This is a genomic window from Shewanella sp. GutCb, assembly GCF_002836135.1.
Classification (GTDB): domain Bacteria; phylum Pseudomonadota; class Gammaproteobacteria; order Enterobacterales; family Shewanellaceae; genus Shewanella.
In genome coordinates, this window is the sequence record NZ_PJBL01000001.1 from 343,566 (window position 1) to 357,605 (window position 14,040).

15 protein-coding genes are annotated in these 14,040 nt (G+C 43.3%); 1 reads left to right on the forward strand and 14 read right to left on the reverse strand.

Going from position 1 to position 14,040, the window contains the following annotated elements; genetic code table 11:
• Window positions 1-31: 31 nt before the first annotated feature.
• From CXF86_RS22975 to CXF86_RS01560, 9 genes are all read right to left on the reverse strand, one after another.
• The gene (locus CXF86_RS22975; RefSeq protein ID WP_257985249.1) at window positions 32-304 is read right to left on the reverse strand and encodes a cytochrome P460 family protein; all 273 of its coding nucleotides are present in this window, start codon (window positions 302-304) and stop codon (window positions 32-34) included.
• 14 nt (window positions 305-318) lie between these two features.
• The gene (locus CXF86_RS22980; RefSeq protein ID WP_257985251.1) at window positions 319-597 is read right to left on the reverse strand and encodes a hypothetical protein; all 279 of its coding nucleotides are present in this window, start codon (window positions 595-597) and stop codon (window positions 319-321) included.
• 2 nt (window positions 598-599) lie between these two features.
• Window positions 600-1,235 carry a cytochrome P460 family protein gene (locus CXF86_RS01530; protein ID WP_102038169.1) on the reverse strand — a complete coding sequence of 212 codons (636 nt, stop codon included), beginning with the start codon at window positions 1,233-1,235 and terminating at the stop codon, window positions 600-602.
• A gap of 352 nt (window positions 1,236-1,587) precedes the next feature.
• On the reverse strand, window positions 1,588-2,280 hold the full coding sequence (locus tag CXF86_RS01535) for a YajG family lipoprotein (protein ID WP_102038170.1): 693 nt from the start codon (window positions 2,278-2,280) through the stop codon (window positions 1,588-1,590).
• 333 nt (window positions 2,281-2,613) lie between these two features.
• The gene (locus CXF86_RS01540) at window positions 2,614-4,302 is read right to left on the reverse strand and encodes an NAD-dependent malic enzyme (protein ID WP_102038171.1); all 1,689 of its coding nucleotides are present in this window, start codon (window positions 4,300-4,302) and stop codon (window positions 2,614-2,616) included.
• A gap of 200 nt (window positions 4,303-4,502) precedes the next feature.
• On the reverse strand, window positions 4,503-4,985 hold the full coding sequence (locus CXF86_RS01545) for a YehS family protein (protein ID WP_101092916.1): 483 nt from the start codon (window positions 4,983-4,985) through the stop codon (window positions 4,503-4,505).
• Window positions 4,986-5,062: 77 nt separating this feature from the next.
• Window positions 5,063-6,220, reverse strand: a complete 1,158-nt coding sequence (locus tag CXF86_RS01550) for a serine hydrolase domain-containing protein (protein ID WP_102038172.1) — start codon at window positions 6,218-6,220, stop codon at window positions 5,063-5,065.
• A gap of 15 nt (window positions 6,221-6,235) precedes the next feature.
• Window positions 6,236-7,501, reverse strand: a complete 1,266-nt coding sequence (locus CXF86_RS01555) for an Nramp family divalent metal transporter (protein WP_102038173.1) — start codon at window positions 7,499-7,501, stop codon at window positions 6,236-6,238.
• 59 nt (window positions 7,502-7,560) lie between these two features.
• A complete protein-coding gene (locus tag CXF86_RS01560; RefSeq protein ID WP_101092909.1) occupies window positions 7,561-8,097 on the reverse strand; it encodes a PH domain-containing protein in 537 nt (178 codons plus the stop codon).
• Between the two features lie 213 nt (window positions 8,098-8,310).
• Here CXF86_RS01560 and CXF86_RS01565 point away from each other — a divergent pair, with 213 nt between their 5' ends.
• Window positions 8,311-8,934: a glutathione S-transferase family protein gene (locus CXF86_RS01565; RefSeq protein WP_102038205.1), complete on the forward strand. Its 624-nt coding sequence runs from the start codon at window positions 8,311-8,313 to the stop codon at window positions 8,932-8,934.
• Between the two features lie 148 nt (window positions 8,935-9,082).
• Here CXF86_RS01565 and CXF86_RS01570 read toward each other — a convergent pair whose 3' ends face one another.
• The 5 genes from CXF86_RS01570 to CXF86_RS01590 form a co-directional block, all read right to left on the reverse strand.
• Window positions 9,083-9,583, reverse strand: a complete 501-nt coding sequence (locus CXF86_RS01570; RefSeq protein ID WP_101092907.1) for a DUF4447 family protein — start codon at window positions 9,581-9,583, stop codon at window positions 9,083-9,085.
• 25 nt (window positions 9,584-9,608) lie between these two features.
• Entirely contained in the window at window positions 9,609-10,010 is a 402-nt protein-coding gene (locus CXF86_RS01575) for an SMI1/KNR4 family protein (RefSeq protein WP_101092905.1), read from the reverse strand.
• 120 nt (window positions 10,011-10,130) lie between these two features.
• Window positions 10,131-10,913, reverse strand: coding sequence for a RelA/SpoT domain-containing protein (locus tag CXF86_RS01580; protein WP_101092903.1), 783 nt, complete (start codon window positions 10,911-10,913; stop codon window positions 10,131-10,133).
• Between the two features lie 171 nt (window positions 10,914-11,084).
• Window positions 11,085-13,169, reverse strand: coding sequence for a M13 family metallopeptidase (locus CXF86_RS01585; protein WP_101092901.1), 2,085 nt, complete (start codon window positions 13,167-13,169; stop codon window positions 11,085-11,087).
• A 224-nt stretch (window positions 13,170-13,393) separates the two neighbouring features.
• The gene (locus CXF86_RS01590; protein WP_101092899.1) at window positions 13,394-13,948 is read right to left on the reverse strand and encodes a sugar O-acetyltransferase; all 555 of its coding nucleotides are present in this window, start codon (window positions 13,946-13,948) and stop codon (window positions 13,394-13,396) included.
• Between the last annotated feature and the right edge of the window lie 92 nt (window positions 13,949-14,040).

Below are 14,040 nucleotides of genomic sequence, written 5' to 3' on the forward strand. Positions count from 1 at the left end.
ATTGTATTTACATTGCTAATGTTGATTTGAGCTATTCTTTACTAAGAGTCGGATAGGCTTCTGTATATATCCAATCCTTATGTTCCACTGGTTTGTGACAACTCAAGCAATCAGTTTTATAGTTTGTTGCGAGGTTTTTGTCTTTATCCTCTGGCTTGTACAGCGCCCAACCCCAGCCATCGCCCCATAGAGGATTGTCGGCAAATCGGCCTTTCACATCTTTGATCATTACGAACCATTGTTTGACGTCTTTTGTCGCATAGCTGACCCCTGCTCCCGTAGTATAGCTTCCCGCATTAGACACCCGAAGCTCTTTTACTATCGTGGCACCATCGGAAACTTGCCTGACTTGCGGAAACTCTCAACCGATTCTTTCTCGGTATACACATCATGAAAACCGCTGGCACCGCCTTCAGGAACGAACCATGACCCTAAGTGAACCATATTGGTTCGGAAATTATGAGGGAAACTAATATTGCCTTTTTCATCAACATAATCTGAGAACGTATCATCTGCTACTGCCGAGAATGAACCAACACTAAGCATGATCAAACAAGCTAAACTGCCGCCTATTTTTTTGAGTCTAATGGATAGCATTATTATTTACCTTTTGGCTCAATATAATTATTGTTCAAGTCTGATTCATGACCGCCCGTAGCCTTCTTACCCTTTGCTTTACCCGAGCTAAGGACCGGGTAGTACTGAGTAAAAACAAAATCATCCGCTGCCGATGCTAGATGACAACTATTACAGGATGCTGAAGGAAACGGCTTAGCGGTCTTTGTTAAGGTCTTATGGTCTTTACTGGAAAAGCTAAAGTAAGCCCAGTTACCAGGCTCATCAGGAAAGTTGTTCTTACTCTTGATGGTTGCTTCCAGACCAATAAACTCACCTTGAAAGTACCCTTGACCACTCACTGCGGCTTTTGAGCCAACACTGACCAGCTCTTTCATTAAAATAGTACCGTCACGAAACTTCCCCGTTTCTTTCCAATGCGCCCAGCTTTTTGGATCGATATACACATTGTGATGCTCGGGAAATGCCGCTTTGCCATTATTCATATCATTTGGGGTTACCGGAGTACCCACATAAATCCACTCGCGATAACCTGTGGGCCGTTCTAGCACTCCATCTTTTATGGTGTAATACTCTTCCGCAATAGCTGGCACTATTAAGAGCAGTTGAGCGAATATTCCAACGGCTACAAAACTTATTATTTTTTTCAATTGTTGCATTGTTAATACTCCTAGAGATGAAAGACAAGCGTAGTACGTTTCCACTGAAGGGCAATGTTATGATTTTGTTTGAAGCGAGATGCCACGAATGTGATTCGAGGTTGAATTTGCCTACTCGTTCAGAGAGATCTAACACGAAATGAGGCTGAAATAATTTACACCCCTAGCTCACTTTTGGGCATAAACGTGTCAGATTCAGCCAAAAGTGGTGCTAATGATATTTTAGCTCGGTTAGAAAAACGCAACTTATGGGGTGTGAGATAGACATTGGCGCTGAAGACAAGGAAACCTCGTTATAGAAAATATCATTTGCAATAACGAGGCGGAACAGACGTTTTTATTAATATGGCCGTTAGAGTGTCGTTGTAGACTCAGCCATTTGTGTTTGCGCCTTTTCTTGAATTTGTGCTTTTAGCGCGGGGTCTGAAAGAATCTGTAATAATTGGTCGTGATAAGCACGAAGGACATTATTTTGAGGTGATTCATCGGCTTTTTCATCAATGACGTCCCTTTCTTGGGTGTTATGTTGATAAGTTAAACCGCTATCTTTATCAAATAGGTATGTATCAACATTGGTATCAAAATTAAATGATGAAACCCAGTTTAAATTGATGCTGAAGAACCACTCTTGCAAGTCGAGAACTAAAAGATGTTGTGACCCTTGCTCTGTTAACGTATAGCTCGCTATGGTTTCTGTCGGTACTGTTTTGAAATCAGCAGGTTTTACTTGCCATCCCTTTTCCGTTAACCCTTTTACGATTCTTTTTTGTAGCCACTGACTTAAGGTTAACGACTTATCGTCTTTTTCCGTTGCCAAGATGGTATCTACATCCCAATCAACTGGAATACCAAAGGTTGCATGTACGCGACCAACGAAAGTTTCGGGTTTACCTTCTTTAACCTTTTTACGGTTATCAATAACACTGATAAGAATGGGGGCAGCGTTATTATATTCAGGGGTAGGTGTTTGTTCTTGCAAAGCAATGGGAGAAACGCAGCCTGATAACGTTAATATGGCAAATGCCACTAATAAATTTTTGTACATTGTAAGTCCTTTTTTCATTTGTAATTAATTTGTTGTAACGGCGCTGATTATATATAACAAAATACTAATAACTCAATTGTATTAGTACTTTATTGTGGTTTCTATCTCGCTTAGATGTGAATGAACGGCCGTATGTACGGATATTGCAGAGGCTTACGACTAACCTTGGCCGTAGGCCGTACCTTTATTCGCAATTAAATCTGCAAGTGTATCCCCTAATTTAAAAACAAAAAAAAGCTGCCAGTAAATACTGACAGCTTTTTTAGCGTAAATTCTTAGTGCTAGTTGTGAACTTAGCCTCTAACCGCTGAGATCAATCGCTCACAACTGAAATTAGAACGAAGTTCGCTTATAACGGCGATACTCAGCTGTCCAAAAGTTATCTTCGATTGCTTGAGTCAATAACTCATCGCTGCTCGGCAGTGCATGACCCTCTTCAACTGCCACTTTAGCGACAGCAAAAGCGATATGTTTACTGACGCTATGGATATCTTCAAGCTTCGGTAGTAAAGAGCCTTCACCATTAATTGCAAGAGGTGAGCACTCGGCTAATGCACGGCTAGACGCCATTAGCATTGCGTCACTGACGCGGGCTGCACCAGCAGCTAACACACCAAGGCCGATGCCAGGAAAGATATAACTGTTATTGCACTGGGCTATTTCATAGGTAATGTCATCAATCACAACAGGCTCAAAGGGGCTACCTGTTGCCACTAATGCTTGGCCGTTTGTCCAATGCAAAATATCTTTTGGTGTGGCCTCTACGCGGCTTGTAGGGTTCGACAGCGGGAACACAATTGGGCGTTTACAATGGCTATGCATCGCCTTGATGATCTCTTCACTGAATAATCCTGGTGAGCCAGAGACACCAATCAACACGGTTGGCCTAGCGTTACTGACGACATCGAGTAGGGATATGTTGTCGCTGAAATTATTCCAGCTCTCTACATCACTACATTGTTGCGCTAGTTTTTGTTGAAAAGGCAGTAAGTTCGGCATGTTTGACTGTAACAAACCCCAACGGTCAACCATGAATACTCGTTGGCGTGCTTGGGTCTCGCTAATGCCTTCAGATACCATTTGCGCCACAATAGCTTCGGCAATACCACAACCTGCAGAGCCCGCACCTAAGAAGGTGATTCGTTGTTTACAAAGCTGAGTGCCAGCCGCTTTACAGGCTGCGAGTAGTGAACCTACAGTAACAGCAGCAGTGCCTTGAATATCATCATTGAAGCAGCAGTATTGATCTTTGTAACGCTCAAGCAATGGCATGGCGTTCTTTTGCGCAAAATCTTCAAATTGAATCAGTGCATCTGGCCAGCGGCGGCTAACCGCTTGCATAAAGGCTTCGACAAACTCTTTGTATTCTTCGCCGCCAATGCGTTGGTTACGCCAACCCATGTACATAGGGTCTTCAAGTAGATGTGGATTATCGGTACCGACATCAAGCGTGATTGGCAAAGTATAAGCGGGGCTAATACCACCACAGCTGGTGTAGAGCGAAAGCTTACCAATCGGGATCCCCATGCCACCAATACCTTGGTCGCCAAGACCTAGAATACGTTCACCGTCGGTGACTACGATGATTTTTACTTTTTGGCGAGTCGAGTTATTTAAGATGTCGTCGATACGATCTTTGTTCGGGTAAGAGATAAACAGCCCGCGGTTACGACGATAATCTTTTGAGAAACGCTCACATGCCATACCCACAGTAGGGGTATAGATAATAGGCATCATCTCAGAAATGTGGTTTTGCACTAAACGATGATAGAGCGTTTCGTTAGTATCTTGAATGTTCCTAAGATAGATGTGTTTGTCTAAATCATTAGAAAAATTCTTATACTGATCATAGGCGCGTGATGCTTGCTCTTCGATTGTCTCAATCACATGCGGCAATAGGCCTTCAAGATTGAAAAAAATACGTTCTTCGTCGGAAAATGCGCTGCCTTTGTTAATCAAAGGTGCTTCAAGAATGGCAGGACCGGCAAAAGGAAGATAGAGCGGGCGTTTGTTATCGTCCATTAGAAACCTTTTCTCTGTTTTTGTTAGTTTAAGGAGGTGATGTTAATCACGGAAGATTAACACAAACCGTGATCTTTGTTGCGTTTTGTCTGCCGATAAGATGAATTTTTTAATCAGAGAATATTGTTAAGTAGTGGACTTTTTCAGGTACAAAAAAGCACAGCAAATGCTGTGCTTTATTCCTTAACTCAAACTAAAGCCTAAGCTTCAGTTTCAGCGGGTTTTGGACGATGCTTCAGGGATAAACCCATTAGGAAGTTTCGTAAAACCTGATCGCCGCACGCTTTATAGTGCTTGTGGCCAGGTTTTCTAAACAGTGCGCCAAGTTCCGATTTAGACATATTAAATTCGGCTAGCGTCAGAGCTTCAATAATATCGTCTTCACGCAATTCAAAAGCAACTCTTAACTTCTTAAAGATAAGGTTGTTTGTTAGCTGTGATAATGGCTCTGGTATTTCAGCACCAGGCTTTAGTCCGCGCTTATAGATCACAAATCCATCAAGGAACATACACATGGTTTTGTCGTTACAAGGCTGATAGCCCTCTTCAGACTCTTTTTTCAACATGTTGATGATTTCTTCTTGATTGATTTCGTGATTAGCTTTAGCAAAAATGCGTAGCATTTTGGCATTGCTTAAATCAAGGATGTAGCGGACTTTACGTATAATATCGTTGTTAATCATATTTGTATTTTCTTTATGCTATTTGACTGCGCGGCTGCGTAATCATCGGTGCGTATTATAGCAGAATCGTTTGGTATTTACTTTGCTGCTAGTAAAGTTGCTGTGATTGCTTCTTTTCCTGCTTGGTATAATTTAGCTACGGGTCTGTCTTCTAACGCCACCAGTTTACTGTTAATACTATTGCGGATCTTATCGTGCAGCCCAAAAGTGCGATTGATATCTTGCAGATCCCAAGAGGTGTTTTCTAAAATGACCACGTTGACGTTCGACTGTGGGTAATAGAGTGCAAGGCTGACATAGCCAGGAAGGTAACCACTATGACTATATTCAGTTATGCCGTTGATATTACTGATTTGCGTGCCATAGCCATAGCCCAATGCTCCCCAACGATGTTCTCGGGTGCTATGGGAAGTCGTCATCTCTAGTAGGCTTTGTTCACTAATAAGCTGGCCTGTGAATAGCGCATATTGAAAATGACTATAGGCATCGGCTGTCGCCATCATGCCACCAGCGGTGAGCAGCTGCTGATTAATCTCGACATCAGAGGCGGCATAACTTGAGGTGTCATTGCCGTCTTGCTGCTGATGCCTTGTTTCTTCTTGGCCAAGTAACAGTAGCGGGGATGTCTTTTTGATGGTTGATGTTTTGCCTAAGTGCGCACTCAGTCCGCCCAATCCTGCCTGCAGGTTGAATGCGTTGATTTGTTCTGTAATGGGTTGTTGATTGACGGTCTCAAGTAGTTGTCCAAGCAGGGCATAACCATAGTTTGAGTATTTAAATTGGCTACCGGGTTCAAACAACGGCGGCTTACCCGCTTCGACGAGCCCTGAGGTATTACTGAGTAGGTGCGAGATGGTTACGCTGTCAGGGATATTGTCGGGACCCTTTTGTGATGGCTGTGATCCCAGATAATGATTAACCGACTGATCTAACGCTAGCTTGCCAGCATCAACGGCTTTAAGCACTAGCGTGGCGGTGACCTGTTTAGATAACGAGGCGATAATAAATTCAGATTTCAGACTGACATTATCGCCGGAAATATAGGTAAACAGCGGTTGGTTATTGCGTTTTACCATAATAATGCCAGTAAAAGGCCGTTCATTTTGAGTGATGATAGTGGGTAGCTGTTTGGCTATATCACTGTTGGCTATGCGGTTGGCACTGGCTTTATTCGCAGCCCATAAGCACAGAGTGAGCAATATAACACTCAGAATTGTTTTCGTTAAAAAATGCATCGCAGGTGTAGTCCGTTATTTAGTAAGCATCCAGTAGATGAATAAAACCGCAAAACTAATAAGGTAAGTTAAGCCAAACAAAGAGAGTATCCTCATCGCGCTACCATACCTGTCTTCAACAGGAAGTGCTGTGCTGATCATCAATTTATAGTTAAGCCAAGCGAAAATAACTGTGGTCATAAACGCAAGGATCATAACAAACTCAAGCAATGGCAGTAACGCCCCTTTAAAAAATAAAATAATAGCCAGTCCACATAAGCTCATTAAACACATCACAGTGTTAAGCCTCTTTTGGCTGTATTGGCGGCCTTTTAGCAGTTGCCAACCCATATTCAAGGTTCTGCTATAGCCATCAATAACGGTAACAGTGGTGCTGAAAATACATAAAAAGGCCACAAAACCAATTAAATATCGGCTTTCATTGCCCATCACCTTGCTATAAAGGTCGATTAGCTGCTTAGAGAACTGCACGCCAGAGGCTGAAAAGGTTTCGCCGCTGCCATGCATCACCAGAGTGCCAAGCGCCAAAAATACAATGGCGAGCAGGGCGGTAACGATATAGCCAAAGTTGAAGTCGAATAGGGCTTGTTGCTTTGTCACCTGTTGGCTTTTTTGTTTCTCCAGCAACCAGAGAGAGTTCCAAGCGCTGACCTCAATCGGTGCGGGCATCCAGCCCATCATTGCGACTAAAAAGCCGATATAAGCCCATTGCCAAGGTGAGGTAGACACAAAGCCTGGTTGCACGATAGAAGGTGCATTAAATGCGAGAGCAACCGCAATTAAGGTGGTTAATGTTAGCGCCAACATGATGATTTTCGTCATCTTGTCGAGTAGCGCATAATGGCCAAAAATGAGTATGACTAAACTCGAGATCAGCACCAGTAGCGCTAATAGGTCGATAGAGAGCGGGACAAACTGGGTCAACATTGCCGCGGTTAACATCGCTACCCCCGCTGTACTGGCTATCGCAGCTATCACATTGAGGCCGGTAAACAGTAATAAATAGTTGCGACCCTGTTTTAAATATCCCGCGAGTAAGCTCTCGCCTGTGGCGGCTGTATAGCGAGCACCAGCGGCAAAGAAGGGATACTTGAGTAAGTTGACGGCCAAAATAACCCAAGCTAATTGCCAACCAAATTCGGCGCCCGCTCGGGTAGAAGCAACCAGATGAGAGGCGCCAATGGCAGCGGCGGCCATTAAAATGCCAGGCCCCATGGCTCCGATCACAGAACCTAGCTGAAGAGGGGACTTTGATAGTGTAGGAGTACTGCTGTTGCTCATTATTTGGCTACTTCATCTGTAAAAATTTAAAGGAGGTAGGTGAATCTTTAAATTGAAATCTAAAGACTCGCTTTGTTTTCAAGGCGTTTAAGGGTATCAGAGATCTCTTGTAAAAGAGTAATCACATAAGTGTCATTATTTTCATCTGCTGTACTGTCACTTTCAAGTTGGTTCAGGGTTTCTTTTTGAGCTAACACCAAGCTTCTAAAGTGGGCTGCATCGATGATCCCTGTTAGATTTAATAGCGCGCCAGAACCCGATTGCCCCGCAGTTTCAATCGTTAATTTGTGCAGCTTAAAGAATCGCATCAGTGGCCCTTGGATTAACGCCATGTCGGTGATTTTATCTAATGGGACCGTGTTTTCGGTGCGGGTAAAAATACCTTTGCGGACGATGAGTTTTCGATCTGTGAGCTCGGTGCTCATATTGGCGATATAGCGGCGAGTAAAAATACCGCCAATGGGTAGCCAAAGCAGTAACAGTGGAATGCCGATGATGGATAACGTCAGCACGATGGCAACTGGCGTTAACCAGTATTGACCTAAGTTAGTGGCAAACTCTGCTTGCTTGATACTTTTTTCCAAACCCTTTTGCATGGTTAACCCTTATTTTTGCAACTGATGATGGTGCGACGCGGAGCGTAGTTATGACTTGAGGCTGCTATTGTTATTGCCCTTAGGCTAACTTAAGCAAAATTGAATCTAATTTGAAGTATTTTATGATTTTAGAATAACTTGCTGGTTCCTATTTTAGGATTATAAGAGTAGTTTAAAATGTTATTTATGTTCAAGCAGCAGGGGAAGGGCAGGATGATTACTTTATACGGGGTTCCACGTAGCCGTTCACTGAGAGTGTCATGGACGTTAGAAGAGTTAGGGCTTGAGTGGGAATATCAGTTTATTAATTTCTCAAAAGGCGACAGCCGACATCCCGATTTTCTAGCCGTTAACCCGTGTGGAAAAGTGCCAGCGCTTATCGACAATGGTAACGTTATTACCGAATCTGCCGCTATTGCTGTGTTCTTAGCTGAAAAGTATGGCGAAGGACGCTTACTGCCAAAAGCGGGCTCTGATGCCTCAGCGTTGCACCATCAATGGATAAGCTTTATTACTAATGAGCTTGAACAACCTTTGTGGAGCATCGGCAAACATAAGTTTGCGATACCAGAAGAACTTAGGCTTGAGGCGATGTTTACCGTGGCTAAGTGGGAGTTTGATAAAGCGGCGGCAATTGCTGAGCAGTGGTTGCCCGATACCCCGTTCTTGCTAGGTGCAGAGATTAGCGTAGCCGATATATTATTAGCACAGACTTTGATGTGGGCGACGCGATTTGAGCAAGATATTCCGCCTAAGCTTGCGGCATATCGAGATCGTATAACCGCGCGTAAGGCGATGGCCAGTGCTCTGAAAAAAGAGGAAGCAGGCGCTGTTTAAGAGTCATAAACAGTCATTAAAAAAGCATCCAAATGGATGCTTTTTTATTTTGAGTTCAATTAAGCGACTAGAACCATCTTTAATCTATCCGTCTCAGATTATCCGGCTGTTCCGTCTTAGCTTGTTCCTAGACTCTATAACCTAGCTTTTATAACTGAGCTGCAGCCCACTTAGCACGGTTTTCTCTGCTCTCTTTAAGGCCGTCTTTGTCGCGGTAAGCTTTATACGATTCGAACTCGAGTGCGACGAGTACCACTTCAACTTCAAGTACTAGTTTACACTCTTTTTTAATGCGCCATGCTGAAGTGTTGTATAACTCAGCTAATGGTAAGCTGCCTAAAAACTCAGGATTGTATTGTGCGTATAGCGCTTGTGTTGGGTAAACCACAAAACTTAAAGTGCGTTTAGGCTCTTTAGAAAAGAGTGCTTCGATACCGTCACACGTATTAAGTACCTGCATTTCGATAACTTCATCAATCTCTATCAGCTTCTTTTGTACGGGCATATGTGCTGGCTTTTCGCCTGCTTCCCAAGCAATAACATCGGCTTCTGATACTTTGCCTATTTCAGCTACTTGCGCAGTTGTTAGTGCCAGAGAGTGGCGAAGATACTGCATTTCAATGGCATTGAGGCCGAGATTTTTAGACATGGTGTTTCCTTAATTAGTTTTATGGTTAGCTACGCATCCAAACATTCTCGGCCCATTCCCAAAATGATTCCCAGCTGTCTTCATGGATTTCACCGTCTTGCCATAATTGTATTTCACCTTCTTGGGTGATGAAAAAGAAACTATCACCCTGCTGGCAAATAGGGATATATTCACGCGGTAAACCGATAGACCAAGCGTATGCTGTAACCTCTGATAAAAAGGTGTGCGAGTGAGGATCGCTGGCGGTCACAGGCTCTAAGCTGCCAACGATAAGGTCACTGGCATCCAACAAGTACTCTTTCAACGCCAAAGGAAGTGGCATTAAAATTTCCTCTTCTACTTCAACAATTTGTTCAAAGGTTGCCAGCTCTAATGGTACCGGAACTGTCTCGCTCATCTCTTGTAGCTGCTCAATGATATCGTTCATAATTTTTTCGTGTGTTAAGGCTATTGGGCGGGAGTATAGACTTTTATCGGGGAAGGCACAAAAAAGCTGTGTTGAGAATAATAGGGAGCATCAGCATTTGCTGAACTCCCATTCATGTCGTTATGCTGCCACCAGAAAATCGGCTTGGTCTAAGCGCTTATATTTGAGCCACGCTTTATGGTATTGCTTGTGTGACTCTTGACGTAGTTGCACTATTTTTGTTTTTTCAATATCACTTAAATCACGTTGCTGTTGCAGGGCATGGTTCTGCATCTGTTGCACCTGTTCATAAACGAGGTGCTCATCGCCACTTTTTATGTCGGCAATATCTGCTAAGTGCAGTTGAATTTCAGCAATCATTTGTGACTTTGGCAGCTTAACAAGCAGGTTTAAATCTCGGTATCCTGAATCTTTTGGCTCAGAGAAGCGGTTTTTCACTTGAATAATCTGACTGTCAGATTTTACCAATGCATAAGCTTGCATTAGGTTATAGATATCTTTGCTAACGATACTGGCTCGTACAAGGTCTGTGAGTTGGCTGGCATCATTATTGAGTTTATTCTTTAGTTTTACCTGAGCTCTATCTCGGCTTTTTATATCCGCTAAGACAGCGTGAGTTTGAGTTTGGTTGGTGATGCTGCTTAACAAGTCTGCGAGTTCTTGTTGTGCATCTGGCGCGATGGCGTAAAGAGTATCAAGGTCGGCGCTGGTTTGCCTTGGTTGCTGATACTGCATTGACTCTATAGCGGCCAAACCGTCGAGGTTATTAGCAAAAGCTAGCTTGGCACTGTAACCGCTGTTTGCCTCATTTGTCTCTTGCTCAATAGGGGCAATTTGGCCAATCGCCGAGCGAGTCGAGAGCAATAATAAGAAGATGAAGAATGTTCGCAATAACCGGTTCATAGCAGTCCTTTTTTGTTGCTGTGGACTTAATCTAACCCTTCAATACTTAAGCTATGCTGAATGACACATTAAGCTTTATTCATGCAGTGATATGGAACTGGAAAATTAAAAAAGCCGTTGATGAGTTATGTCATCAACGGCTTTTTTGGTTCTAAGTATACTTAGACTGAATTACCAGATTTTTACGCGTTTTTCTGGCGCAATATACATCGCATCGCCAGGCTTAACATCATAGGTGCTGTAAAATTCAGGCATGTTAGATAGCGCGCCAAGTGAGCGGAACTGTGCTGGTGAATGTGGGTCAGTTGCTACACGGTTACGCATTGACTCTTCTTTAATTTTTGCACGCCAAATTTGCGTGAAACCAATAAAGAAACGCTGATCACCGGTTAGACCGTCAATCACAGGTGCTTCTTGACCGTTAAGTGATTTCTTGTATGCACGATAAGCAATGGTTACACCCGATAGGTCGCCAATGTTTTCGCCGAGTGTCAATTCACCGTTAACGTTGAGGTCATCAAATACAGCATAATCATTATACTGATTGATTAGCGCTTTACCGCGAATAGAGAACTCTTTTAAGTCTTGCTCTGTCCACCAATCGCGCATGTTGCCTTCGCCGTCAAACTTAGCACCTTGGTCGTCAAAACCATGGCCCATTTCATGACCGATAACCGCACCAATACCACCGTAGTTTACTGCATCGTCAGCTTCCATATTAAAGAACGGAGGTTGTAAGATAGCGGCTGGAAATACGATTTCGTTCATCGTTGGATTGTAGTAAGCGTTAACCGTTTGTGGAGTCATACCCCATTCCCATGTGCGGATTGGGCCACCTAGCTTCTCAAGATCTTTTTCATGGCTCAACTGGCTTGCGCGCAGGTTGTTACCAAATAGGTCGTCAGCTTTAATCGCTAGCTTGTCGTAGCTTTCCCAACGGTCTGGATAACCAATCTTAGGATTAAATTTAGCTAACTTATCTTTAGCGGCGACTTTAGTGTCAGCGCTCATCCACTCTAAAGACTCAATGCTATCACCGTAAGAGCCACGTAGGTTTTCAACCAACGTTTGCATGCGTGTCTTTGCTTCAGGAGAAAAGTGACGCTTAACATAGACTTTACCAACAACCTCACCGAGCAGGCTGTTGACCGAGGCAACGCCACGCTTCCAGCGAGGTTCTTGCTCTTCTTGGCCGTTAAGCGTTTTAGAGAAAAACTCGAAGTTTTCAGTATCAAGCGCTTCACTTAGACTGCCTGCTGCATGTGTCAGTACCTGCCACTGCATGTAGGTCTTCCAAGTATCAAGATCAGTATTCTTGATAACGTCATTTAGACCTGAGATAAAGGTCGGCTGGTTGATTATAATATCAGCCTGCTTATCTACGCCTAATGTTGACAGGTAACCTTTCCAGTTAATATCCGGTGCTAGAGTGGCTAAATCTTTAACTTGATATAGGTTGTAACTTTTAGTGCTGTCACGTGTTTCAACGACATCCCAATGCTTTTCAGCAATTGATGTTTCAAGTGCGAGTACCGCTTCAGCACTGGCTTTAGGATTAGCCAGTCCAGCCAAGGTGTACATCTTTTCGATGTGCTCAATAAACGCCTTACGGATATTGACGAAGCGCTCATCTTGGTTAAAGTAGTAATCTTTTTCGGGCAAGCTTAGGCCGTATTGCCAGATATGCGTAGCATAACGGCTAGAATCTTTAGCATCTACGTCGATGTAAAATGCCATTGGGGTGCCGCCACCGACAATTTGGCTATGAGCAAAGTAAGTCACGAGTTCATCTTTTGACTTAATCGCGCTGACGTTATCCAGTTCGCTTTGGATTGGCTTAATGCCCAATTTGTTGAGGGTTTCAGTATCCATGAATGAACGATATAAATCGGCAACTTTTTGCTCGTCGCTACCGGCTTTAAGATCTGGCGTTGCAGCAACTTCTTCGATAATGGCTTTTACATCATCACGTGACTTTTCACGGAGATCGTAAAATGCACCAGAGCTAGTGCGGTCGCTAGGAATAGTCGTGTTCTTTATCCAAGTGCCGTTTACGTAGGAGTAAAAGTCATCTTGCGGACGAACTGACTTATCAAAATTAGCAAAATCGATGCCTGATGAAAGGGCTTTTTGTACGGCTACAGCCGTTTCCGTTTTAGTTGTTTCTGGTATCTTCGGTGCTGCTGTGTCGCTATTACACGCACTTAGGCCAACGATAAGGGAAGCGCATAAGCCCCCAACGAGTACTTTTTTCATTTTTCTTCCTTTTATATACCGTCAATTTGTTATTATATTTTGCAATTAATGACAACTAAAATGCATGTTAATAAGCTGCAAGTTACATTAAGCAACACATGTTAAGGCTTTTTTGTTTGCGTGAACAAGCATATGTTTGTAACGAAGGGCGATAATTACTTGATGATCTGTAAGAAAAGGTTTCCTTGAGGTCATTTATCTCGCTAAAGCCCGGATGAACAGTTTTATATCGACTTTAGCCATTTTGCAGGATTTCCTGCTACTACAGTCGCCGTTGGGACATCTTTTGTGACAACAGAGCCCGCTGCAACGACGGCATCATCGCCAATGCTCACCCCCGGTAAAATTATCGCGCCGCCACCAATCCATACCCGTTCACCAATATGAATCGATTGAGCTATTTCAAACCCTTGGCAACGCTTTGTCGGATCTAATGGATGATTGGCGGTGTAAAGTTGTACGTTAGGCCCGAGCATTGTTTGACGACCAATGTGGATCGGAGCGTTGTCTTGTAGCGTGACGTTGGCATTAATAAATACTTGTTCGGCAATAAAAAGGTTAATGCCGTAACTGATAAAGAAAGGTGTTCGGATCACTGTATCTGTCGCAATGTTAGGCAGTAAATCTCGGTCAATTTCGCAAGAGAGATTAACTCGATGGTTAAGTGCTTGTTGCTGTTGCCAATAGTTTGATAGTTCAGGATCAAAACAATTGTATTGTTCACCCTTCACCATCTTATCAAATTGTTTGTTTTGGGCAGAAGTCAGTAATGGCGTCATCGATCAATCCTTGTTTAGCGCATTGCACCATAGTCTTTCTGTCGCAGAGGTTACAAGCAAAACTTTGCCCTTTAGTCTCTCAGCCCTCATAA

Bases quoted from the DNA above. Each gene is read 5' to 3' on its own strand.
- CXF86_RS01560 (WP_101092909.1), bottom strand. From the start codon at position 8,097: ATGCAAAAGGGTTTGGAAAAAAGTATCAAGCAAGCAGAGTTTGCCACT.
- CXF86_RS01590 (WP_101092899.1), bottom strand. From the start codon at position 13,948: ATGACGCCATTACTGACTTCTGCCCAAAACAAACAATTTGATAAGATG.
- CXF86_RS01585 (WP_101092901.1), bottom strand. From the start codon at position 13,169: ATGAAAAAAGTACTCGTTGGGGGCTTATGCGCTTCCCTTATCGTTGGC.
- CXF86_RS01535 (WP_102038170.1), bottom strand. From the start codon at position 2,280: ATGTACAAAAATTTATTAGTGGCATTTGCCATATTAACGTTATCAGGC.
- CXF86_RS22980 (WP_257985251.1), bottom strand. From the start codon at position 597: ATGCTATCCATTAGACTCAAAAAAATAGGCGGCAGTTTAGCTTGTTTG.
- CXF86_RS01550 (WP_102038172.1), bottom strand. From the start codon at position 6,220: ATGCATTTTTTAACGAAAACAATTCTGAGTGTTATATTGCTCACTCTG.
- CXF86_RS01580 (WP_101092903.1), bottom strand. From the start codon at position 10,913: ATGAACCGGTTATTGCGAACATTCTTCATCTTCTTATTATTGCTCTCG.
- CXF86_RS01565 (WP_102038205.1), top strand. From the start codon at position 8,311: ATGATTACTTTATACGGGGTTCCACGTAGCCGTTCACTGAGAGTGTCA.
- CXF86_RS01575 (WP_101092905.1), bottom strand. From the start codon at position 10,010: ATGAACGATATCATTGAGCAGCTACAAGAGATGAGCGAGACAGTTCCG.
- CXF86_RS01540 (WP_102038171.1), bottom strand. From the start codon at position 4,302: ATGGACGATAACAAACGCCCGCTCTATCTTCCTTTTGCCGGTCCTGCC.
- CXF86_RS01570 (WP_101092907.1), bottom strand. From the start codon at position 9,583: ATGTCTAAAAATCTCGGCCTCAATGCCATTGAAATGCAGTATCTTCGC.
- CXF86_RS01545 (WP_101092916.1), bottom strand. From the start codon at position 4,985: ATGATTAACAACGATATTATACGTAAAGTCCGCTACATCCTTGATTTA.
- CXF86_RS01530 (WP_102038169.1), bottom strand. From the start codon at position 1,235: ATGCAACAATTGAAAAAAATAATAAGTTTTGTAGCCGTTGGAATATTC.
- CXF86_RS01555 (WP_102038173.1), bottom strand. From the start codon at position 7,501: ATGAGCAACAGCAGTACTCCTACACTATCAAAGTCCCCTCTTCAGCTA.